This is a genomic window from Arthrobacter sp. UYP6 (assembly GCF_040547315.1).
Lineage (GTDB): Bacteria > Actinomycetota > Actinomycetes > Actinomycetales > Micrococcaceae > Arthrobacter_B.
This window is the reverse complement of sequence record NZ_JBEPPM010000008.1, coordinates 89,631-111,874: the sequence shown is the minus strand read 5'-3', so window position 1 is coordinate 111,874 and position 22,244 is coordinate 89,631. Positions and strand designations below refer to the sequence as shown.

At 66.3% G+C, this 22,244-nt stretch carries 21 protein-coding genes; 8 read left to right on the top strand and 13 right to left on the bottom strand.

Annotated features, from left to right (window positions below; genetic code table 11):
- Nucleotides 1–59: 59 nt before the first annotated feature.
- From ABIB35_RS08735 to ABIB35_RS08720, 4 genes are all read right to left on the bottom strand, one after another.
- Nucleotides 60–1,109, bottom strand: coding sequence for an SGNH/GDSL hydrolase family protein (locus ABIB35_RS08735; RefSeq protein WP_354180622.1), 1,050 nt, complete (start codon nucleotides 1,107–1,109; stop codon nucleotides 60–62).
- Nucleotides 1,109–3,067 carry a DUF7937 domain-containing protein gene (locus ABIB35_RS08730; RefSeq protein WP_354180621.1) on the bottom strand — a complete coding sequence of 653 codons (1,959 nt, stop codon included), beginning with the start codon at nucleotides 3,065–3,067 and terminating at the stop codon, nucleotides 1,109–1,111. The genes ABIB35_RS08735 and ABIB35_RS08730 overlap by 1 nt, the downstream gene beginning before the upstream one ends.
- Nucleotides 3,068–3,240: 173 nt before the next feature.
- Nucleotides 3,241–4,584: a 6-phospho-beta-glucosidase gene (locus ABIB35_RS08725; RefSeq protein ID WP_354180620.1), complete on the bottom strand. Its 1,344-nt coding sequence runs from the start codon at nucleotides 4,582–4,584 to the stop codon at nucleotides 3,241–3,243.
- On the bottom strand, nucleotides 4,581–5,363 hold the full coding sequence (locus ABIB35_RS08720; RefSeq protein WP_354180618.1) for a DeoR/GlpR family DNA-binding transcription regulator: 783 nt from the start codon (nucleotides 5,361–5,363) through the stop codon (nucleotides 4,581–4,583). The genes ABIB35_RS08725 and ABIB35_RS08720 overlap by 4 nt, the downstream gene beginning before the upstream one ends.
- 176 nt (nucleotides 5,364–5,539) lie before the next feature.
- On the opposite strand from ABIB35_RS08720, the gene ABIB35_RS08715 reads away from it, so the two are divergent.
- The 4 genes from ABIB35_RS08715 to ABIB35_RS08700 all read left to right on the top strand — a co-directional run bounded on the left by ABIB35_RS08715 (nucleotide 5,540) and on the right by ABIB35_RS08700 (nucleotide 9,849).
- Complete coding sequence (locus ABIB35_RS08715; protein WP_354180616.1) at nucleotides 5,540–6,619, top strand: PfkB family carbohydrate kinase; 1,080 nt, start codon at nucleotides 5,540–5,542, stop codon at nucleotides 6,617–6,619.
- Nucleotides 6,620–6,744: 125 nt separating this feature from the next.
- On the top strand, nucleotides 6,745–8,115 hold the full coding sequence (locus tag ABIB35_RS08710) for an ABC transporter substrate-binding protein (RefSeq protein WP_354180614.1): 1,371 nt from the start codon (nucleotides 6,745–6,747) through the stop codon (nucleotides 8,113–8,115).
- The gene (locus tag ABIB35_RS08705; RefSeq protein WP_354180613.1) at nucleotides 8,090–9,037 is read left to right on the top strand and encodes a carbohydrate ABC transporter permease; all 948 of its coding nucleotides are present in this window, start codon (nucleotides 8,090–8,092) and stop codon (nucleotides 9,035–9,037) included. The genes ABIB35_RS08710 and ABIB35_RS08705 overlap by 26 nt, the downstream gene beginning before the upstream one ends.
- A complete protein-coding gene (locus ABIB35_RS08700; protein WP_354180611.1) occupies nucleotides 9,034–9,849 on the top strand; it encodes a carbohydrate ABC transporter permease in 816 nt (271 codons plus the stop codon). The genes ABIB35_RS08705 and ABIB35_RS08700 overlap by 4 nt, the downstream gene beginning before the upstream one ends.
- Before the next feature lie 9 nt (nucleotides 9,850–9,858).
- Here ABIB35_RS08700 and ABIB35_RS08695 read toward each other — a convergent pair whose 3' ends face one another.
- Nucleotides 9,859–10,107 carry a hypothetical protein gene (locus ABIB35_RS08695; protein WP_354180609.1) on the bottom strand — a complete coding sequence of 83 codons (249 nt, stop codon included), beginning with the start codon at nucleotides 10,105–10,107 and terminating at the stop codon, nucleotides 9,859–9,861.
- A gap of 259 nt (nucleotides 10,108–10,366) precedes the next feature.
- Here ABIB35_RS08695 and ABIB35_RS08690 point away from each other — a divergent pair, with 259 nt between their 5' ends.
- The gene (locus ABIB35_RS08690; protein ID WP_354180607.1) at nucleotides 10,367–10,858 is read left to right on the top strand and encodes a hypothetical protein; all 492 of its coding nucleotides are present in this window, start codon (nucleotides 10,367–10,369) and stop codon (nucleotides 10,856–10,858) included.
- A 751-nt stretch (nucleotides 10,859–11,609) separates the two neighbouring features.
- On the opposite strand, the gene ABIB35_RS08685 is transcribed toward ABIB35_RS08690, so the two are convergent.
- The 8 genes from ABIB35_RS08685 to ABIB35_RS08650 form a co-directional block, all read right to left on the bottom strand.
- The gene (locus tag ABIB35_RS08685; protein WP_354180605.1) at nucleotides 11,610–12,041 is read right to left on the bottom strand and encodes a hypothetical protein; all 432 of its coding nucleotides are present in this window, start codon (nucleotides 12,039–12,041) and stop codon (nucleotides 11,610–11,612) included.
- A gap of 5 nt (nucleotides 12,042–12,046) precedes the next feature.
- The gene (locus ABIB35_RS08680) at nucleotides 12,047–12,628 is read right to left on the bottom strand and encodes a hypothetical protein (protein WP_354180604.1); all 582 of its coding nucleotides are present in this window, start codon (nucleotides 12,626–12,628) and stop codon (nucleotides 12,047–12,049) included.
- A complete protein-coding gene (locus ABIB35_RS08675) occupies nucleotides 12,582–13,580 on the bottom strand; it encodes a hypothetical protein (RefSeq protein WP_354180602.1) in 999 nt (332 codons plus the stop codon). Before ABIB35_RS08675 ends, ABIB35_RS08680 begins: the two co-directional genes overlap by 47 nt.
- Nucleotides 13,577–14,080, bottom strand: a complete 504-nt coding sequence (locus ABIB35_RS08670) for a hypothetical protein (protein ID WP_354180601.1) — start codon at nucleotides 14,078–14,080, stop codon at nucleotides 13,577–13,579. The genes ABIB35_RS08675 and ABIB35_RS08670 overlap by 4 nt, the downstream gene beginning before the upstream one ends.
- Before the next feature lie 107 nt (nucleotides 14,081–14,187).
- Nucleotides 14,188–14,787 carry a phosphatase PAP2 family protein gene (locus tag ABIB35_RS08665; protein WP_354180599.1) on the bottom strand — a complete coding sequence of 200 codons (600 nt, stop codon included), beginning with the start codon at nucleotides 14,785–14,787 and terminating at the stop codon, nucleotides 14,188–14,190.
- 105 nt (nucleotides 14,788–14,892) lie between these two features.
- Nucleotides 14,893–16,311 carry a xylulokinase gene (locus ABIB35_RS08660; protein WP_354180598.1) on the bottom strand — a complete coding sequence of 473 codons (1,419 nt, stop codon included), beginning with the start codon at nucleotides 16,309–16,311 and terminating at the stop codon, nucleotides 14,893–14,895.
- 49 nt (nucleotides 16,312–16,360) lie between these two features.
- A complete protein-coding gene (locus ABIB35_RS08655; RefSeq protein ID WP_354180596.1) occupies nucleotides 16,361–17,353 on the bottom strand; it encodes a class I mannose-6-phosphate isomerase in 993 nt (330 codons plus the stop codon).
- Nucleotides 17,350–18,414 (bottom strand): LacI family DNA-binding transcriptional regulator, encoded by a 1,065-nt coding sequence (locus ABIB35_RS08650; RefSeq protein ID WP_354180594.1) that lies wholly within the window; start codon nucleotides 18,412–18,414, stop codon nucleotides 17,350–17,352. The genes ABIB35_RS08655 and ABIB35_RS08650 overlap by 4 nt, the downstream gene beginning before the upstream one ends.
- Nucleotides 18,415–18,621: 207 nt before the next feature.
- Here ABIB35_RS08650 and ABIB35_RS08645 point away from each other — a divergent pair, with 207 nt between their 5' ends.
- From ABIB35_RS08645 to ABIB35_RS08635, 3 genes are all read left to right on the top strand, one after another.
- The gene (locus ABIB35_RS08645) at nucleotides 18,622–19,581 is read left to right on the top strand and encodes an ABC transporter substrate-binding protein (protein ID WP_354180592.1); all 960 of its coding nucleotides are present in this window, start codon (nucleotides 18,622–18,624) and stop codon (nucleotides 19,579–19,581) included.
- Between the two features lie 66 nt (nucleotides 19,582–19,647).
- Entirely contained in the window at nucleotides 19,648–21,174 is a 1,527-nt protein-coding gene (locus tag ABIB35_RS08640; protein WP_354180590.1) for a sugar ABC transporter ATP-binding protein, read from the top strand.
- Nucleotide 21,175: 1 nt separating this feature from the next.
- Complete coding sequence (locus ABIB35_RS08635) at nucleotides 21,176–22,165, top strand: ABC transporter permease subunit (RefSeq protein ID WP_354180588.1); 990 nt, start codon at nucleotides 21,176–21,178, stop codon at nucleotides 22,163–22,165.
- Nucleotides 22,166–22,244 lie beyond the last annotated feature (79 nt).

The following is a 22,244-nucleotide window of genomic DNA, read 5'->3' as shown; positions in this document are numbered from 1 at the left end:
CCGTTTCATGCCCGTAGATATCCTCAAGATTCGGCTTGCGGATGACCCCGGCGCTGCATCTAGCCGGGGTGTTCTTCCATCCACCGCAGCAGGTCACCGGTCAGAACCCGATACCCCTCCTGAGTGGGGTGCAGGACCTCCTGGGCAGCGGATTCGGACGCCGCCGCATTCAGGAGCGGACCAAGACGGGCGGTGACTACCAGCGGATCGTCACCACACGCTCCGCGCAAGGCGAAAGAGTCCTCCAACGCGTCCACATACCTCACATTCGGCTGGCCCGCCGCCTCCACCGACTGCTCGATGGTGCTGTTCAGGGCGTCGGTTACTTCCAGCCCCAGGGACTGCTCGTTCGGCGAAAGCCGCCCGCAGGCCCCCTGGGCCGTGTCGAAGAGCTGCGGATACGGCAGGACCAGCACCGGGGCCTGCACAGCCGTTCCCACCGCGGTGTACAACCGGGCCAGCGGTGCCCTCAGCTCCCGCAGCGTCCGTTCGGTCGACTGCAGGAGTGTGGGATCCCCGCCGCAGGGTTCAGTTTCCGCGATGCAGGCCTGCAGCAGCCCGGCGAAGCCCACGTCGTTCCCGCCGATGTACAGCACCACCAGGTCCGGCCGGAGCCCGCCCAGCTGCTCCAGCTGCGCCGGAATACCCGCCGGTCCGTGCCCCGGCATTGGCTGCGCCGCTCCCAGCGAGGACACCCGCGCCCGCGAGCAGGCGAAATTATGGACTACCGTGCTGCCGGCTGCATCAGCGAACAGTGCAGCCGCACTGCGATGGCACAGGCTCTCGGCCACACCGCCCACCGGCTGATACGAACCGGCGCCTTCGCCCGCGGCAAAGGAGTCGCCAAGCAGGACCACGTCCGCTGGGCCGCCGGAATTCCCCAGCAGGGCGGCCAGCCGCGGCCCGGCAGCAGGCAGACCTGGGCTACCAGCCTCGGTAGTCGGGTCAGCCGGGGCTGACGGGGCTGACGGGGCGGAGGTGCGGGCGGCGGCCGAATCCGAAACTGTACTGCCTGCGGTGGGCAGACCGCTGCTCTGGGCAGGATCAGGCGCGCAACCCGCCAGTACCATGACGGCCAGCGACAGCGCACCGGCCGCCAGCCGCTTCATCAGGCGCGCTGACGGAGCGCTTGATCCACGGCCGGATCTCCCAGCTGCCCAAGCCAGATCAGCAGGCTCGGATAGGTGGACGGGTTGGCTGCCACCGCCGGGCGGGCCTGCGGGTGGTTCGCCGCCAGTTCCTGCAGCCGTGCCAGCGGTGTTTCCGGGTTCGCGGCTTCGGCCAGGACATCGGGGCTGTCGGCGGTTGAGGCAGCGGCCGCAGGGTCAGCTTCAGATCTCTCTGCAGGATCCGCGGCGGCGGTTGGCACCGATTCCGCGCCGGCGTCCGGGACCGGCTTGCCCTTCCCGGCAGCGCTCTCCGAAGCAGTGACGGACGCGGCTGAGACGGACGTGGCTGAGGCAGCTGATGCTGCGGATGCTGCCGTCTCCCCGCCTACCGGACCCTGCTGCCCGGCAGGGGTTCTGGGTTCACCGGCGAAGTTGAAACCTGACGTTCCTGATCCGTTGGCCGCGGGCAGCGATCGGAACTGCTCCCGGGAAGCGGTCGGCAGCCACAGGGCGGCAAGAAGGGCGGCCGGCAGCACAAAGGTGAGCAGCATGATGACCGGGCCAAGCTGGAAGTCCTCGTCCTGCACAGACCAAATGATCAGGAGCACCAGGCCCAGAACCACCAGCATCCCGGCGTAGCCGCTGGGCACAATGTAGGCAGAGCGGGGATCCTTGCCCATGAAACGCAAAGTAAGAATTGCTCCGGCGGTGAGCAGCAGCCCGAAGAACAGGGCAACAACCTGCGGCGCGAGTCCGTCCGAGTAGCCCTGCACGGCAAGGGTGATCAGCGTGATGGCCGCTCCGAGGACAAGGACGGCGCTCAGACCTGCCGCCAGGAACAGCAGTGGCTGCGCAGCGTTGCGGGTGTCAGTGGGAGCAACCGCTGAGGCTTCGGTCAGGCGTGCCACAGACGGAGCCGAAACCGCTGCGCCGAACGCCATCCAGAACAGCAGGGAGAAGCCGGGGACAAAGGCGGACAGGGACAGCTGGAGCAGGCTCAGGTCCTCGAACAGTGCCAGCAGCGATAGGAAGCCGGCCCCCAGTGCCAGGGCGACGCCGGCCCGCCGCCAGCGGTCGGAACACCGGTTGACCTGGAGGGCAACGAAAACCAGGACGGCCGGGCTTGCCAGCGCCAGGAGCGTGGCAACGATTCCCCAGCCCGCAGCGCCTGAACCGCCATACGCCACCCAGTAGCGGATGATCTGGACCAGTGCCACCACGGCGGCCAGTCCGGCAACACCCAGGACACCGTAGATCCAGCGCCGGTTACGGGGTTCGTCCACAGCGCCGGGAGCAATTTCGGCGCGCCTCGGCTGCGCCGCCAGCAGGGCCCCGGCAAGGCCGAAGGCCACTGCCGGGCCGAGGGCTGCGACCGCACCCGGGTCAAATCGGTTAGCCGTCATCAGGCTGAGGGCCGTGTAGACCAGCACCAGAAGGACGTACGGTGCATTGGCCAGCAGTTTGAGGTCCTGGATCCTGCGGTAGCCCATCCCGGGCCCAAAAACACCGGCTCGCCAGACATAGCTCAGACCCAGGGAAAGCAGGCTGACCAGGGTGATGAGAACAACGTCCACCCGCGTGGCAGCCGTGGACGTTCCCTCGCTGCCGTAGCTCCACGCCATGAACAGGGACATGATCAGGGCCAGGGCAGCTGCGCCGTCGCGGAGGTAGTCGCTGACCGGGATCCCCGCGAAAGCGCTGGTTGATTTCCGGGGTTCGGCGGAGGCAGCTGCGGGCTGCTGCGCCGGAGCGTACCTCTGTCCCGAGGCGAAGCTCCCGGCTGCAGGGGCTCCGGCTGTTGCGTATTCGGGCTGACGCTGATGTTCCGGAACCGCTCCGCTCGCGGATGTGGCGGCCGGCGCCGTCGAGGACGACGACGAGTGCGCCGCAGTTCCGCAACTCACGCAGAAACGGGCTTCCGGGAGCAGCTGCTGACCGCATTCACTGCAGAATTTCATTGCACTTCCCTTGTGTGATGGTTGGAGGGCGCAAAGTAAGACTCGGCAGGGCGCGGCATGACACGCAGGGCGTCAAGATACTTTCCCCCAAAAGCACAAAACTATTTCAGCGAGGAGCCTAGCAGGAATCCTCCGGTGCAGCTGGAATGCGCCCTCCGCAAAGAACTGCCCGGTCAGTCAAACGCCGCGGCCACGCCCGGTATCACCTGCCGGTAGGTGTCCAGCAGTTTTTGCGCCACCGTCACTGAATCCACCAGCGGATGTGCGGCGAGGGCGCGCCAGGCCAGAACGGGGTCGCGGTGCAGGGACGCAGCGATGGTCATCTGTTCCACGGCCTTGACCTGCTGGAGCAGTCCGAGCATATCGGCGCGCACGGGTGCCACCTTCCGTGCCTGAACCCCGCCCGCCCGGACGTCGCAGGCCACCTCTATCACGGCGTCGTCGGGAAGTTCCGGCACCGTCCCCCGGTTGGCCACGTTCAGGATCATCGTCGCTGAGGTTCCGTGGGTCAGCCCGCCCATCAGGTCCAGGGCCACACCCTGGTAGCCGCCGCCGTCGACGTCGCTTTCCTGCCGGCCGTTATGCTCCTCTTCGGGGCGGCTCTCCGCCATGTAGCTGGCTTCGCGGTCGTGTTTGGTCTGCTGCCACAGCTCCAGCGCACTGTTGGGATACAGATGGGCCTGCTCGTAGAAGCCGGCCTGCTGGCGCTGGAGGAATTCGCCGCGGGTTTCCGCCGAGGCCCGGATGCGCTCGGTCGCCTCGCGCTGAAAGTAGTAGTAGTAGAGGTACTCGTTGGGTACCGCGCCCAAAGCGCGGACCCAGTCAAAGCCCATCAGGCGGGCCTCCTCCATTTGCCCCAGCGCGGTATTGTCGGCAAGCAGGGCCGGCAGCCGGTCCTGCCCGTCCACGGAAATCCGGCGCAGCCACCCCAGATGGTTCAGCCCCACATAATCGAAGTCCACGGCCTCCGGGGTGGATCCGACGGCGTGCACCGCCCGGCGCATCAGCCCGATCGGTGTGTCGCAGATGCCAATCACGCGGTCTCCCAGGGCAGCGCGCATCGCTTCGGTCACCATGCCGGCCGGGTTGGTGAAGTTGATGACCCAGGCCTCCGGCGCCACTGCCGCCACCCGTTCGGCCAGCCGCCGGGCGGCGGGCAGGGTCCGCAGCGCATAGGCCAGGCCCCCCGGGCCCACCGTTTCCTGGCCGAGCACGCCCAGGTCCAGAGCTACCCGCTCATCGGCAATCCGACCGGCCGCGCCCCCCACCCGCATTGCGGAGAAGACAAAGGATGCGCCGCGCAGCGCGGTGTCCAGGTCAGTTTCGACGGTGATCCGCGGCGGACGCGGCGTGGATCCGGCCAGCTGCAAGAGCACCGACCGCATTACCTCCAGCCGTTCCGGTCCAAGGTCATACAGGCACAGCTCGGTGACGCGGGCGCTGGCATCTTTGGCCGCCAGGGCTTCAAAAATCTGCGGTACGCGGAAGCCGCCGCCGCCAATCAGAGTCAGTTTCATACGGTAATGACGTCGCTTCCTGTGTGCCGGAACAGGTCCAGCGTCCGCGCTTCTGAGGAGGCCGAGGTGACCAGGGTGGAGATGTCCCGCGCCGGGCAGACCGGCAGGATGCCGGTGCCCGGAAATTTGGTTTCGTCGGCCACCAGGACGGCGCGCGGTGCCGCCCCCAGGATGGCCCGCTTCACCGGCACCTCGGTTCCGGTGGTGTCCATGACTGTGCCGTCGGGCTGCACACCCGAGGTGCCTAGGAAGCAGATGGTCGCCCGCAGCCGGTGCAGTGCCTCCTCGGTCAGGGTTCCCACCAACGAGTGATAGGACCGGCGCAGCACGCCGCCCAGCAGGATCAGTTCGGTGGACGGGTCCTCTCGCAGCTCATCCAGAACGGCCAGGCTGGCGGTGATGACGGTGATGGAGCGGCCCCGCAGCTCCCGGGCGATCAGGGCGGTGGTGGTGCCAATGTCCAGTACGACGACGTCGCCCTCGCCTACCAGCGCGGCCGCGCGGGCAGCGATGCGCTGCTTGGACGATACGGAGCGGGCCGCGACTTCAATGAAGGGGACGTCATCCGGTTCAGGACCGGCAGCGGCCGCAAACTCCGCGCCAACTCCGGTGCCGCCCCCGCGCACCCGCCGGAGCAGGCCCTGGCCGCTGAGCCTATTGAGGTCCCTGCGGATGGTGGATTCGCTGACCTGCACCAGGCGCGCCAGATCCGAGACGGAGGCGCTGCCGGTTTCCTGCACCCGGTGCAGGATCGCGGACCGCCTGCTGTCTGTGAGCATGGGCTGACAGTAGCAGTCAGAATCAGCCAGCTTCAAGCATTCATTGCTGCTTGTTCTGCTCAATTCTGCGTGCTAGCGTCCAGTCACATCGTCACATCCGTCCCACTGCACCCGTACGCCCCTCCGGCCGCAAACGGTGCAGACCCACGGATGCCGAACAACGGAAGAGGAACCAGGTGAGCAGCAGTGTGGGAACCGAAACCCGGTTGGACCTGTTCCTCACCGGACCCCTGTTTTTCGACATCGTCTTCACCGGTCTGCCGTCCGCTCCAAAGCCCGGAACCGAGATTTGGGCCGACGGCATGGGCTCGCTCCCCGGCGGGATCGCCAACCTGGCGGTGGCGGCCTCGCGGCTGGGCCTGAACACCGGGCTTGCCGCCGGATTCGGGGACGACGCCTACGGCGCCTGGGCCTGGTCCCTGCTGGCGGAGCAGGAGAACATCAACCTCGGCCGCTCCCGGAGGTTCCGCAACTGGCACTCTGCGGTCACCGTGTCCCTGTCCTGGCTGGGAGACCGGAGCCTGATCACCCACGGCCATCCCATTCCGGTCAGCCAGCGGGAGCTGATCGGTTCACCCCCGGCGGCCCGTGCGGTCTTTGGCGAACTGGTCCGGCCGGACGGCGAGGAACCCTGGTGGAAGGACTACGGCGCCGGGGACACCCTGGTCTTCGCGGACGTCGGCTGGGATCCCAGTGAAGTGTGGGACCCCGCGGTACTCTCCGATCTGCATCTCTGCCACGCCTTCCTGCCTAACCACGTTGAGGCCATGGCCTACACCCGCACGGACAGCGCCAACGCCGCGCTGCGCCGTCTCTCGGACCAGGTACCACTCGCCGTCGTCACCAGGGGCCCGGACGGCGCAATCGCCGCCGATGCCTCCACCGGCGAAACCGCATCCGTTCCCGGGCTGCGGGTAAACGCCCTGGATTCCACCGGAGCGGGCGACGTTTTCGCCGCCGCCATGGTGGTGGGAACCCTGGAGCAGTGGCCGCTGGAACAGCGTCTGCTCTTCGCCTCATTGTCCTCCGCCCTGGCCGTACAGCACTTTGGCGGTTCCCTGGCCGCGCCGGGGTGGGGCGACATTGTGGACTGGTGGACCGCAGCCAAGGCCACCGCTTCCCGCAGTGCCGAAGACGCCGACGTCGCCCGCCGCTACGGCTTCCTTGACGATGTCCTCCCCGACAGGGCACGCAACGCCGTCCGCCGCGCCGAGGCCACCTTTGGGCTCCTGACCGAAGTGGAGGCCTTTTCATGAACCCCCACCACCCCGCGAGATGCCACAAAGTGCTCTTCCCAGCGCTGGGAAGAGCACTTTCTGCCATCTCGCGGGAGAAGCAGCACACCCAGATCCGATCCGCCGCACAGTTGAAGGATAAAGCCATGCCCAGTTCCCGCCGTCGTCGTTCCAGCGTGGTGCTGGCTGCAGCCCTCTCCGCCGCCGCCCTGGCCCTCACCGCCTGCACCCCCGGTTCCGCCGGGGATGCTCCCGCCGAACGGGACCCGGACGCCGCCGTCCAAACGGACATCGGCGCCATGGGGGAAAAGACCCTCACGGTTTGGGACCAGGAGGTGCGCGGCGGGCAGAACGAGCAGATGACGCAGCTCAACGAGGCCTTCATGGCCAAGTATCCCAACATCACCATTGAACGGAATTCGCAGTCCTTCGAGGACCTGGCCACCACTCTGCGGCTGGCTCTCAGCGGCGATGACGCCCCGGATGTGGTCGAGGCCAACAACGGCCGCAACGCCATGGGGAACTTTGTGGCCGCCGGGCAGCTGCTGCCGCTGGATCCGTGGGCCGAGGAATACGGCTGGGCGGACCGCTATCCGCAGAGCGTGCTGCAGTACTCGCAGTACAGCGAGGACGGCACGACCTTTGGCAGCGGCAACCTGTACGGGCTTCCGCAGGTGGGCGAGGTGGTGGGCGTCTTCTACAGCAAGTCCAAGCTGAAGGACCTGGGCCTGGATGTGCCTGCGGATTGGGCGGCCTTCGAGTCGGCTCTGAACACCGCCAAGGACGCCGGCCAGACTCCGCTGCTGCTGGGCAACATTGAGAAGTGGCCGGCGCTGCACGTGTTCGGACCCGTCCAGGGGTCCCTGGTGTCCACCGAGGAAGTACAGAAGCTGGGCTTCGGCAACGCCGGCGCGTCGTGGACCACGCCGGAGAATGAGGCCGCCGCCCAAAAACTCATCGACTGGCAGTCCAAGGGATACTTCAACGACGGCGTGAACGGCACCGATTACGACGCCGCGTGGCAGCAGCTGGCCGCCGGTGACGGTGTGTTCCTGATGGGCGGCTCCTGGCTGGCGGCCGATCTGCAGGACGCCATGGGCGAGGATGCCGGGTTCTTTGTTCCCGCCGCCGCTGCCGGTGAAGCGCCCAAGACCACCGGCGGCACGGGCCTGCCGTTCACCATCACCAGCGAATCCGAGAACCCGGACCTGGCCGCGGCCTACATCGACTTCATCACCAGCGACGAGGCGATGGCCATCCTGGCGGACACCGGAAACCTCCCCGTGGTCGACACCCAGAAGTACGCCCCGGAATCGGGCGTGCTGCAGGACGTGTATTCCGAGTTCGGCTCCGTCAGCGCCGACGGCGCGCTGCTCCCCTACCTGGATTACGCCACCCCCACGATGGCCGACACCATGGGCGAGGCGCTGCAGGGAGTCCTCGACGGCCGGACATCCCCGCAGGAGTTCACCGAAGCGCTGGAAGCTGACTATGCCGAGTTCACAGACGCAGGCTGATACGACGACGACGGCGGCGGGCCGGGACGGGCGCGGCGGGCGGACCAGCCGGGGCGGCCGCGGCGGGCGCTGGTACGTCCCGTACCTATTCATCCTTCCCGCGTTCCTCGTGTACGCGGCGTTCATGCTGTATCCGCTGGGCCGGGCCGCTCATCTGTCCCTGTTCGACTGGGACGGGCTGAGCCTGGCCACCTTTGTGGGCCTGGACAATTACACGGACATCCTTGCCGATGACCGGCTGCGCGCCGCCTTCGGCCACGCACTGGTGTTTGTGTTCTTCTACGCCGTCCTGCCGGTCTGTCTGGGCCTGGTCCTCGCGGCCGTTCTGACCCGGGCCAAGGTGCACGGCCTGTCAGTGTTCCGCACCATTGTGTTCCTGCCCCAGGTCATTGCCATGGTGGTGGTGGCCGTTGCCTGGCGGCAGATCTACGCTCCGGACGGCACCCTGAACACCCTGCTGCGGGCCGTGGGCCTGGACTTCCTGACCCGCGCCTGGCTGGGCGATTACACGTTCTCACTTCCCGCCGTCGGCCTCATTGGCACCTGGGTTTCCACCGGTCTAGTGACGGTGCTGCTGCTGGCCGGGATGGCCCGGATTCCGGTGGAACAGTTTGAATCCGCGCGCCTGGACGGTGCCGGTGCGGTGCGGGAATTTTTCGCCATCATTGTGCCGTCGGTCCGCGCCGAGATCACCGTGGCGCTGACGCTGACCATTGTTGCCTCGCTCAAGACCTTTGACCTGATCTATGTGACCACCAGCGGCGGGCCCGGCAGCTCCACCACCGTCCCCAGCTACGAGGTGTACCGGCGGGCGTTCGAACTGGGCCAGGTGGGGTCCGCCGCGGCCGTGGGTGTGACCCTGACCCTTCTGATTTTTCTCATTACCGCGGTTGTAAACCGGATCGGAGAGCGGAACCCGTGAAGGTCAGCAGCACTGAACGGTTCCTCAACTACGCCGTCCTGATCGTCTTTTCCCTGCTGGTCCTGGCGCCCATGCTGACCATCCTCACGGAAGCCTTCGGCCCGCGGGATGCCGCTGCCGGCCGGGAGGGCATCTTCCACCCCGGCAATTTCCTGGCCGCCTGGGAGGAGGGCCGCTTCGGGCAGTACATGGGCACGTCGGTGCTGGTGGCCGTCATTGTGGTGTCCCTGACCGTGGTGCTCTCAGTACTGGCGGGCTACGCCTTCGGCACCATGACGTTCCGCGGCAGCCAGGCCCTGTTCTACCTGTTTCTGCTGGGCATCATGGTGCCGGCTGAAGCCATTGTGGTGCCGCTGTTCTTCGACCTGCGCGCCCTGGGCCTGACGGACACCGTGTGGGCGGTGGCCATGCCGCAGGTGGCGCAGTCGGTGGCGTTCGGCACCTACTGGATGCGCACCTATTTCCGCGGGGTCAGCCCGGCGATCGTGGATGCCGCCCGGATGGACGGCGCCTCCCCCGGACGCATTCTGTGGTCCATCCTGATGCCCATGGGCCGCCCGGCGATCACCACCATGGTGGTGCTGGTGTTCATGTGGACCTGGAACGAGTTTCTGATTCCGCTGGTCATGTCCCCCACCGGTGCGTTCCGTACGGCTCCGCTGGGCCTGGCGTTTTTCCAGGGCCAGTACACCCAGGGCACCGCACTTTTGGCGGCCGGCGCGGTGCTGGTGGCCCTGCCGGTGGTGGTCCTCTACTTCATCCTGCAGCGGCACTTCATCAAGGGCATGCTCGAGGGTGCCGTCAAGGAATAGCTTCCGCCGCTACGAGAGGTGGCTCCGCGGCCCAATCTTCACGGTCCGGAATGCCACCAGCGCGAAACCGCCGATCCGCAGGGAGAACACCGGCCAGTCCGCCTTCGGTGCCCGCACTCGGGTGCCCGCCGCAGTGCGTCTTTCCTCCCGCCGCTGCCGTGCCCTGTCTTTGAGGTCCCTTCGCCGCCGCCATTGTTGTGCTTCAGCCAGGCGTTCCCGCTGCACTATTGTGGCCATCTCTATTTCCATGAGTCCCATTGGTCCTTCCTCCTCCCCCGGCTCTTCACGCTAGGCACGCAGCATGTGGGGATGCAGGGGGCCTGCGGACAGGTTGGGTCCGCAACCTGCCCACACCTCGTGCACAGTTTTCACACGGGACCCACCCCGCACAGATTCCCGGCCGTTGACCCGTGACGCGGCTGAACTTCACCCGCCGGGTGCGGGATGTGCTCCGAACGCTGGTCCGCGTCCGGGCCGGAGGGTACCGTCAAGAGACGCTTCTTCCGGGAGGTCTCCCATGGAATGGTTGGCAATCACGGCGCCCGTCCTGGGCCTCATTGTGGGAATAGGCGCAGGTTGGAGCACCCGCGCCGGCATCGACCGCCGCGACGAGTCGGCCGCCCTGAACGCTCTCATCATGGACCTGCATATGAAGCGCTCCCTGGCAGAGATTGAGCCCCGCCTCGTCCCCGGGCCCGACGACGAGGCCCGGCTGCGCAGCACAGTGCTGGATGCGCGCGACAGGATCCTCGAAACCCTGGCCTACTTGCGCAGCGGCTCCCCCAACACCGGGGTCCTGATGCGCCTGTCCGCCGCCTGCACCCTGTACCTGCGCGAAGCAACCCGGGCGCCGGAGCAGTACCAGTTCGCGCTGATGGATCTGCGCGACACCATGGTCGACGGCGTGCGCCTGCTCAGCGACGGCCGGCGTCGGGTACGTTTTCTGGCACCGGGCGAGCGGTCGACTCCGCAGCCCGGCCGCCCGCCGTCGCCCCGTCCGTCCCGCTGACATTGACGACGGGCAGGAGCGGATCGCCGGGGGTGCGGACACAGGGGCTGGGCTCGGGGCTCGATTCGGGTTCGGGGCTCGGGCTCGGGCTCGGGCTCGGGCTCGGGCTCGGGGGCAGGTTCTTCAGCACACCGACCGGAGCGCGCACGCGTTCCCACCCTTTGGGGCTGGTGTTACTGCTGAGGCAACACCAGCCCCAGCAGGGAACAAAGGGTGGGAACCTGTGCTGGCGGGGAGCACCTAACGTCCCGGACAGCTCGCGTGAGCGCTAGTTTCCGGCGCAGCCTTCGACGCAAAACACCGCAGCTGCACCTGTTCCTGCTGGTGCAGTTGTTCACGGGTCCGCTCTTCCGCCCGCCGCTGCGCCTCCTGGGTAGGCTGCAGCGCACACCAAAACCTGCAGATACGAGGGAAGCCGGCGGAAGAATTCCACCGGCTTCCCTCGTAACTTCACGCTGACCCCCCACAGGCAGCGGACGTTACATCTGGAGTGGTCCGCCAAGCTTCCCGCGCTCTGCGAACCCGCCATAAGCGCTGACGGCGGCGTCGGCAGTGAACCTTGGTGAAACCCTCGAACGTGACCCCCCAGTCACAGCTGCCCGACGGCTCTTCACCAGTTCACCATCAGCCCCCGCCCGCAGCTTATTGGCCATAAACATGTCTCACACATGTGTGAGACATGTTTGAACCCTAACAGCGGCGGTGCGGAGGGTCAAAGTTAAGGGATCAGTCCCCGATACCAAAAAGGAGGCTAGTCGTCTTCGTCCAGGATTTTCGCGATGGCCCGCAGTGCTTCGGGGTCCACGGGGCCCAGGGCGCGGGCGGCGAAGTTACGCACCTCGGCCCGGCGCATGCTGCGGAGCAGTTCCAGCTCGGCTTCGACTCTCTCGGGCAGCTTTCCGCCCTCTTGAAGCAGATATTCGGGGTCCACATCAAAGACGGCTGCGATCGCGCGCAGAGCCTCGTCCGGAACCACCTGTTCCTTGCCCGATTTCAGCAGTGACCAGCGGGTGCGGGACAGGTAGTAACCGGCCTTTTGAGCGCCGTCCCTGATGGCGGGGTACTCATACGACTTGCCCGATTCAGACATGATGACGTCCAAAAGGAGATTGATCTTCCGGGCGAGCGTCTCGGCACGGCGCAGGCCGGCGGCTCGTTCCGGGGAAAGATCAAAATCGTTCACTTAGTTCAGCTCCAAGTCATTGCTACGAGAAAACAGCAGAAAGTTGCCACTCCCAGTGCTGCGCCTGACAGCGCCTCCCGCCGGGTGTGTTCATGCAGGGACACCCGGCTGAACATCATCAACGGCGATAATATCAACAGCCACACCCAAGCTTCCCCGAATATTGCCACGGCCCACAGCACTGCGAAGGTAATAACCGACACATGGGCCGACACATCGAGCCAGCGGCGGAAAAACACCAGCCCGGCGTTCCCCAGGAACAGTGCTCCCACCGTGACGGGAACCGGCGAATCCAAGGGGATGAGGTAGCAGACAACGGTGCCCGCCAGCATCAGGACAGCGACCAGATTGGTCCGCCAGCGGTCAGGAAGGCCCCGGCGACGAAACGCGGACTTCGTTCCTTTGTAGGTCGCTCCGGGAACGCCCACGATGCCTACAAAAAGCAGGACTACTCCCACCGGTCCCAGCCCCGCCTTGATCCCGGCGGCAAGCACGACGGCGGTCAGGATCAGTGCCGGCGGCAGGAGTTTGGAGAACCAGCTAGAGGCCTGCAGCTGCGCGCCGGGCCGGTGATCCGTTGTCTTCAATTCTTCTGCCTATCTCGTCAATGATGTGGGTTTCCTGCAGGGACAGCTGCTCCGGGTGCAGCACCCGGACGTCGCCAATGAGGATGAACCAGCGGTAGAGCTGGATCTTGGAGGTGCGGGCGTCCACGGAAACATGGGCGGCTTCCAGCGCCCGCGCACCTTCGGGGGTCAGTGCCAGACGGCGCACCATCGGCCGCAGTGCGTTCAGATCTGCTGCGCGCTGGCGACGGGCGGCGAGGGCTGTCCGGATTCGGCTGTAGGACGGGATCATGAACCCCACAGCGAAACAGAGCAGGGTCAGGGCAATGAATATGCGGTATCCGATATAGAGGCTGAAAGCTGCGTCCACTCCGGCAACTTTCATGCCGATCAGCAGCATTTTCACCAGTACAGCGGCTACCCCGGCCAGGCACCCGGCGCTGACAATATTCAGGCCAATGCCGAATTCCCGAGATTCACCGGTCTTGTCACGGCGCAAACATTCCACGCCGGTATAACCAAGAACAACTCCTATCCAGGCGAAGAAACTCGCCTGGTAGGGAGCAATCGTGGGGATGGAGGCGAAGGTATCGGTGAAATTGGTGGCTGAGCCGTCGGTGTCGGACACCAGCAGGAGCACCGTCTGAATGACGGCCAGGACAATTCCCATGCCGATCAGGGCCTTGACATGATGCCCGTGCTCCCCGCCGCGGCCGGTGGCTTTCAGCAGCAGCCGGCTCAGTTCGGTCATTCCGGCGCCCATGAACAGATGGACGATCAGATTGAGCAGGTTCCTCTCTCCCAGCAGGCCGTCGACAAAGAGATACACCTGGTCGATGTTCAGAGTTGCTCCCACGGCCACCGCCGCCATGCCGGGCAGAATACCCGGTTTCCAGCCGAGGCGCAGGCCGATCAGCCGGATTGCGACAACCAACCAGAGGGCGGCGGCCGGCAGCATCTGCAAGGTGATCATAGGAACGTCCGCTCAAAGGTGTTGGAACTCTCGGGTTCCTTGGGCAGCAGCGCCAGCGAGAGCAGGTAGGCAACGTGCTCGGCGGCCCGTTCCGTGGCGTTCCAATCCAGGGACCGCGCCAGCATCCGCTTGATGCCCTTGCGGCTGCCAATGTGCTGGAACACGGCCGGCATTGCCGTCTCCACCCCGCCGCACCCATGATGGCGCAGGAGGATGTGCCCAAACTCGTGGCACGCTGCGTGGGTGCGGTGCAGCCTGTTGTCACCGGCGGGAAGCAGGATAATCGACTTCTTGTCCTTTTCAATCCACAGCCCGGTGACGGCTGGAATCAGTGAATGGTCAATGTCCCTCAGTTCAATTGGTTTTCCGTGTTTTTTTGTCACCACGGCCAGCAGTTCATCGAAAGTGACGTTTCCACCCAGGTTCAGTGCCGCTACGGCCGCTTCCGAGGCCGCCCGCTCGCGTCCCCCGCCGGCGGACCTCCTAAAACGCACTGCCATTACTTCCCCATCGTTGTTTCACACACACTTTTGAATAAGGTGCGCAAAGAGACCGAACATAGGGACTTTATCTCACATCCCCGCGTTCGGAACGGTGCAAGGACGCGTCAGGGCAGCAGCAGGGCTGCGGCAAAAGCCACGCACCCGGCCATATGCCCGGCCAGGACCTGCGTGGGCGTGTGGTCTCCGAGTTTCACCCGAGACCACCCGGTTACTGATGCCAGCATCAGGGCCAGCGCCGGCCCAAAGACCGGAAGAGGGGCCAGGAGACACAGACCAACATAGGCCGCCACCGCGGAATGCACAGATAGTTTCCACACCAAATTCGCCGCCATGCACAGCATCAGGCCAATGAATACTCCGCCTATTTCGCCAAAGAGAACCGGCGGGGCCTTCAGCAGGATAAGCACCAGGGCGCCCACACCTATGGATACCGCCGAGGCGGCCAGAATCGGCCCCCGCTGGGAGCGCACACCTACATGGTGATCGGTGACGGCACCGCGTTTCTTCAACCAAAGAATCAGGCAAAAGGGCAGGCCTACGGTGAAGCCGGCGGCCACGATGCCCTGCAGCCAGGACACTCCGGGGCTGAGCAGTGGCTGCAGCAGCAGGAGAATCCCCACAAGGACGGCCGGGGCGGTGGTTTCGGTGACGATGCGCGCTGCGGCGGACACAGGTGTGGCGGGGAGTTGTTGTGTTTGGGGCATCAGTCGATTCTAATGGCGGCCGCCGCATGGTGATTTAGGGCCAATTATCACCACCACCCGCCCCGCCCGGCTCACTAGGGAAGCTGCCTCGAGTGAGTTCACAAGCTAGCGGACGGTGCCGGCGGCCGCGCGGTAGCGCTGCAGAATCTCCGGCGCCGGGGAGGCCTCCACCGAACTGGTGCCGGCCTGCGTCCACTGCGGCCAGCTCCCCGAGAGCGCGCCGGCGGCCTGCCGGGCGGCGCCGTTGGCCACGTACTCGTCCGGTTCCGGCACGGTCACGGGCAGCCCGAAGACAGCGGAGACGGCGTGCTGCAGTGCGGCGGAACGGGCGGCGCCACCCACGAGGATGACCCTGTTAACCTCGGGGCCGACGGCGGTCAGCGCCGCCAGTCCGTCGGCCAGCGAGCAGGCGATGGCTTCCACGGCGGCGCGGGCCAGGTTCGCCGGGGTGTAGTTCTGCAGGGTCATGCCGTGCAGTGACCCGGTGGCGTCGGGCAGGTTGGGCGTGCGTTCTCCTTCAAAGTAGGGCACCATCGACAGCCCGCCGGCGCCGTCGCCGGCCGTCAGCGCCAGCTCGGTCAGTGCAGGCAGATCCACGGACAACAGTGCGGCGGTGGCATCGAGCACCCGGGATCCGTTCAGGGTGCAGACCAGCGGCAGGTAGTGGCCGGTGGCATCGGCAAAGCCGGCCACCACGCCGGTGGCGTCCGACGTCGGGGCGGCGGACACCGCAAACACCGTTCCGGAGGTGCCCACGGAGACAACCACGTCGCCCACTTCCGCGCCCACGCCCAGCGCCGCTCCGGCATTGTCCCCGCTGCCCGCGGCGATCAGCTGCCCGGCCGGAGTACGCAAACCCGTTTCCAACGGCTCCAGCACGCGCGGCAGCACCGGAACGTGGCCGAGGGTCTGCTCCAGCACCGCCGGCAGATACTCCCCCGTAGCCGGAGACCAGTAGCCGGTACCCGACGCATCGGACCGGTCGGTGCACAGGGCCGCCAGACCGGCAGCACCGGAACCCGGACCGTAGCCGGCCAGCCGCCAGCTCAGCCAGTCGTGCGGCAGGCAGACAGCGGCGGTGCGGGCCGCATTTTCGGGCTCGTTTTCCGCCAGCCAGCGCAGTTTTGCGGCGGTAATGGATGCCACCGGAACGGTGCCGGTGGCCCGGGCCCAGTAGGCGGCACCGTCCGTCCCGGAGGTGGCTCCGGCGTCGTCAATCATGGCGCGGGCCGCGGTGGCGGAGCGGGTGTCATTCCACAGCAGGGCCGGGCGGACCACCGCGCCGTCCGCATCCAGGCACACCATGCCGTGCTGCTGGCCGGACACGGCAAGGGCGGACACGTCCTCGATCCCGCCGGCGTCCGCAACTGCGGTCTGCAGGGCGGTCCACCAGGATTCGGGATCCACTTCGGTGCCGGGAGCGTGCCGGGCGGTGCCGCGTCGCAGCACGGCTCCCGTGTCGGCGTCACGGATGACGATCTTGCAGGACTGCGTGGAGCTGTCCACTCCGGCGACCAGGGGCATGACGGGACCTTTCAGGGAAGGCAGAAAAGGAAAAGGAGGCTGGTGCTGGCTACGGCTTCGGCGGCCGGCACCGCATCAGCGACAGAGCGCCGTCAATCTGCAGCTCACCGGCGGAGAACGGCAGCAGCACGGTGTTCCCAGCGGCCAGCGGCCAGGTCCCGTCCGCTGTGGTCAGTGTTCCGCTGCCGTCCAGTACCACCAGGACGCTGAATCCGGGTTCCAGCACGGCGGAGCCGGCGACGTCGGTGCGTTCGGCGCGGAAATAGCTGCGGGCAGCGTCCGCGAGGGTGCCTTCGCCCGTGCCCCCGCGCATCACCAGCGCGTCGAGGTCAGCGGCGCTCACGGCGCCGGTGTCGGTGGCCTGTAGCGCTGTATCAAAGCCCAGTCCCAGATGTCCCTGGATGGTGCCCTCAATCGCGAAGTCCTTCCATTCCAGCAGGATGGAAAGATCTTCCGGTTCCTGGACCTCCACCAGGAATATCCCGCTGCCAATGGCATGCGGGCAGCCCGGCGGAACGTACACGCTGTCACCGGGGTTCACATCCACGCGGTGCATGGCGGCCAGCATGGCCTCCACGTCCTGGCCGTCCACCCAGCTGCGCAGTTCTTCGGCGCTGATGTCGCGGGTGAACCCCAGGTGCACTGAGCCGCCCTCCAGGATGTACCAGGCCTCGGCCTTGCCGTGCCGGCGGTCCAAATGCTCGGCGGCGAAGGCCTGCTCGGGATGCAGATGCACCGGCAGCCGCTGGCCGGCGTCGAGCAGTTTGACCAGCAGCATGGTGTCCGCGCCGTAGCGCGCCAGGTGTTCCGGACCCAGCCAGGAGCCGGGATCGGTGCTGATTTCATCGCGCAGCAGGCGGCCCGGTCCCAGTTCGCTCAGGCCCAGGGCGGATTCACCGAAGAGCGTGGTGGTGGATCCCACCCAGTCTTCCGGAACCCGTTCACCGGCTGCGCCGGTGCCGCGGAAGGCGCGGATCTTTTCGCCGCCGCGGTAGAACCGGTCCGCCGGCTGGTTGCTGGAAATGAAGATCGGGGCAGTCACTGGATTCCTTCGGTTGGCTGGTTCACGGGGCTGGTGGGATGAGGGGCGTCGGTGGTGGTACCGCGGCGGATCAGCCGGGTTGGGAGCACCACGGTTTGGGACTCGAAATCCTCGCCGCGGATGCGCCGGAAGAGCAACTCCGCTCCCAGCGCGCCCAGGGCGTAGTTGTCATAGCCGATCACCGTCACCGGCCGGGGCATGAGATCGGAGAGGTGGAAGTCGTCAAAGCAGACCAGCGGTTCGGTGCGGCCGTGCGCCCAGAGGGTGCGCAGTGCTCCCACGCCGGAGCGGTTGTTGCCGCAGAAGAAGGCCGTGGGTGCCTGTTCGGCGGCCAGAATGGTCTCCATCCGCTTCGCGGCTTTGTCCGGGGTGGCCACGTTGTGGACCACCAGTGACTCGTCGAAGGACAGGCCGCGGTCCGTGTAGGCCTGCCGGACGCCGTTGAGCCGTTCACCCATGGTGGGCATCCTCAAGGTGTCGATCAGGATTCCAATGCGGGTGTGTCCCTCGTCCAGGAGCATCCCCGTGCCGGCGCGGGCTCCGGCGAAGTTATCCAGCACCACCGCGTCCGCGTCCAGCCCCTCGGGCCGGCGGTCCAGAAACACCATGGGAGTGCCCAGGTCCCTTTCCTTTTGCAGACCGGCATGGTCTCCGGAGGTGGGCACAATCAACAGCCCGTCCACCCGGCGGCGGCACAGGTCCTGCACGGCCTCGAGTTCGTCGTCGGCGTTTTCGCCCGAATAGGAGGTGATCAGCTGGAAGCCGTTGGCGCGGGCCACATCCGCCACCGCGGCGGCGATGGTGGCGTAGAACTCGTTGCGCAGATCCTTGATGAGCAGTCCGATGGTGGCGGTGCGGGCTCCCGAGCGGAGCACGGCGGCGGCGAAGTTGGGCCGGTAGCCCAGTTCATCGGCGGCCTCCTGCACGCGGCCGGCCATCTCGGGGTCCACGGTCTGCACGCCGTTGACCACTCGGGACACCGTTTTCAGGCTGACGCCGGCGCGCTGGGCCACGTCCGTCATGGTGGGCCGGCGGCTCGGGCTGTGACTGTCGGTGACCATGTGTGACCCCCCCAATGGTGTGACGTGACCGATTCGAACATGTGGTGTAGACAACGTTGTCCCAACTGTATAGCATGACGGGACAACGTTGTCTGAATGGCGTGCGTCACTCACCCGGCACCGGTTTCCGCGAAGATGCGGACGCCGCCGGAGTAGGAATCCGCCGTCGTCCGGACACGTCAGATGAGACTACAAAGGAGTATCTACATGAAGGCACTCAAGAGCGCCGCACTGCTCGGAGCCTTGGCACTGAGCGCCCTCTCCCTCTCCGCCTGCACCGAGGACATGAGCGCCTCAGCCGGCGGCGAGCAGAGCACCGAGGTCAAGGCCGTGGGCCTGATGGTCCAGGACCTGGGCAACCCGTTCTTCAACTCCATGAAGAACGGTGTGGAGGAAGCCGCCAAGGAAATGGGCGCCACCTTCTCCGCGCAGGACGGTCGCCAGGACCTCGCCGCGCAGAATGACCAGATTGATGCCTTCATCCAGCAGGGCATCGACGTACTGCTGATCAACGCGGTGGATTCCGAGGGTGTTGGCCCCGCCGTTCAGCGCGCACGCGACGCCGGCATCACCGTGGTTGCCGTTGACGTAGGAGCCAAGAACGCCGAAGCCACCGTCACCACGGACAACGTGCAGGCCGGCCGGCTGGCCTGCGAAAGCCTCATCGAGCAGATCGGCGGCAAGGGCGAAATCCTGATTGTGGACGGCACTCCCACCACCTCCATCCAGGACCGCGTCACCGGCTGCGAGGAAGCCCTCGCCGCGGCACCGGACGTCAAGGTAGTTGGCCAGCAGAACGGCGACAACGGGCGCGAAAAGGCCCTGACGCTGACCACCGATATGCTCACCGCGTCCCCGAACATTGCGGGCATCTTCGGCGTCAATGACCCCACCGCTCTGGGCGCCAACCTGGCCGCTCAGCAGGCCGGCAAAACGGATCTGATCATCACCGGCGTGGACGGCTCCCCCGAGGCCGTGGCCGAGATGGGCAAGGGCACCTCCATGTTCACCGGCACCGCCGCCCAGGATCCGAACCTGCTTGGATCCACAGCACTGGAAATGGCCGTGAAGCTGCGCGCCGGCGAAAGCCTGGAGGAGGACACCGTGCTGGTGCCCAGCTCCCTGGTGGACACCGCTAGCCTCGCCTCCTACAAGGGCTGGAAGTAACTCCGACGACGGCGGCCGGAACCGGCCGCCGTCGTTCCCGCCGCACCACACAAAGGCTGCATTGTTATGACTAATCCTTTACTGCGCATGAGCGGAGTCAGCAAGAAATTCGGCGGCGCCGTAGCCCTGGACAACGTCCATTTGGAGCTGCACGCGGGCGAAGTTCACGCGCTGATGGGGGAAAACGGAGCCGGCAAGTCCACGCTCATGAAGATCCTCTCCGGCGTCTACACGCCGGACAGCGGAACCATTGAACTCAACGGCGAGCCAATCTCCATCTCCAACCCGCGTGATGCCCTGGCCAAGGGGATCGCCATCATCCACCAGGAGCTGAACACCGTTCCGGACATGACCGTGGCGGAAAACCTGTCACTGGGCAGCGAACCCAACCGCGGCGGCATCCTCAACCGCAGGGAGCTGCGCCGCTCGGCGAAGGAAAAACTGGACCGAATCGGCGCCGACGTACCGGTGGACCTGCCCATCGGCCGCCTCTCCGTGGGCATGCAGCAGATGGTGGAAATTGCCCGCGCCGTGGCGGAAAACGCCAAGATCCTGGTTCTGGACGAACCCACGGCCTCCCTCTCACAGGCCGAGGCGGACCGGCTCTTTAAACTGGTGGAGGACATGCGCGGCCGCGGCATGGCCTTGGCTTACATCAGCCACCGCATGGAAGAGGTCTGGAAACTCTCGGACCGCATCACCGTGCTGCGCGACGGCCGCTGGGTCTCCACCACCAGCCGCAGCGAAGCCACCCCCGCGGACATCGTGAACCGGATGGTGGGCCGCGATGTGGACAACCTCTATGTCCACCAGGACCGTCAGCCCGGCAACACCGTCCTCTCCGTCCGCGGACTGACCAACGGCAAGGGCATCGGGCCCGTGGACCTGGACATCCGTGCCGGCGAAGTGGTGGGCCTGGTGGGCCTGGTCGGTGCCGGCCGCACCGAACTGGCCCGGATGATCTTCGGCGCCGATCCCAAGACCGGCGGCACCATCTCCCTGGACGGCACCAAGGTGCAGATCAGCAGCCCCGGCGATGCCATTGCCCAGCGGATGGGTCTGCTGCCCGAGAGCCGCAAGGAACAGGCCCTGTTCCTGGACATGTCCATCCGCGACAACGCCGCCATGAGCACCTTTGGGCGCTTCAGCTCCGCCGGAGTCATCAAGCGGCGCAGCATCCGCGACGCCGTCAAGGGCGAGGTGGCATCCCTGCGCGTGCGCAGCACCTCCATCGACCAGCTGGTGGGCGGCCTCTCCGGCGGCAACCAGCAGAAGGTGGTGCTCTCCCGCTGGCTGATGCTCGAACCCAAGGTGCTCATCCTCGATGAGCCCACCCGCGGCGTCGACATCGGCGCCAAGCAGGAGATCTACCGCATCATCAACGACCTGGTGTCCCGGGGCGTGGCGGTGCTGGTGATTTCCTCCGATCTGCCTGAAGCCCTGGGGATCAGTGACCGCGTTTTTGCTGTCCGCGACGGTCAGCTGGTGAAGGAATTCAGCCGTGCAGAAGCAACCGAACACTCCGTCATGATGTACGCCACCGGCGTTGCCACCGAAGGATCCGCCGAATCCCAGCTCCTGGGGGAAAAGTAATATGTCCACACTTACAAAAAACCCGTCCTCCTCCGCACCCACCGCCAAGAAGGGCCCGGACCTGCCCTGGCTCTGGGACCGCTACGGCATCCTGGCCGTGCTGGTCATCCTTGTGGTGATGATGAGCGTGTTCGCGCCGAACTTCCTCAGCGTCGACAACGGCCTGAACGTGGCCCGCGCGGTCTCCATCAACGCCATCCTGGCGGCCGGCATGACCCTGGTGATCCTTACCGGCGGCATTGACCTCTCCGTAGGCTCCGTGGTGGCCCTGACCGGTGTCAGCTCCATCCTCCTTTGGACGGCCGGCGCGCCCGCCATTGTGGCGGTCCTTGGCGGCATCCTGGTGGGCGCCGCAACCGGCCTGATCAACGGCAGCCTGATTGCTTACCTTGGCTTGCCGGCGTTCATCATCACGCTCGGCGCCCTGACCTACATCCGCGGGTTCTCCTACTCGCTGACCGATGCACAGCCGCTGATCGCCAGCGACCTCGGCTTCCGCGCTCTGGGCAACGGCGGCATCGCCGGCATTCCAACACCGGTGATCCTGATGCTCGCGGTCTACGCCATCCTCTGGTTTGTGCTCGAACGCACCACCTTTGGCCGGCACATTTACGCCATCGGCGGCAATCCCGAAGCCGCACGCCTGGCCGGCATCAAGGTCAAGTGGACCCTGGTCCGCGTCTACCTGATCATGGGCGCGTGCGCCGGCCTGGCCGGCGTTATCTTCGCCGCCCGCGTGGAAAGCGGCCAGCCCAAGGCCGGCGAAGGCTATGAGCTGGACGCCATTGCCGCCGTCGTCCTCGGCGGCACCGCGCTGGCCGGCGGCCGCGGCCGGATTGTTGGCACCCTCATCGGTGCGCTGATCATCGGTGTACTCAGTAACGGCCTGGTGCTGATGAACGTGCCGTTCTTCTACCAGCTGGTGGTCAAGGGCGTGGTGATTGTCCTCGCCGTGGGCATCGACGGGCTGAAGAACTTCAAGCGCGCCTAACCTGCTGTTCCTGCACCTGCGGGCCTGTCCCCTGTTCCGGCAGGGGGCGGGCCCGAGTGCTATTTCTGCTTCTTTTCCG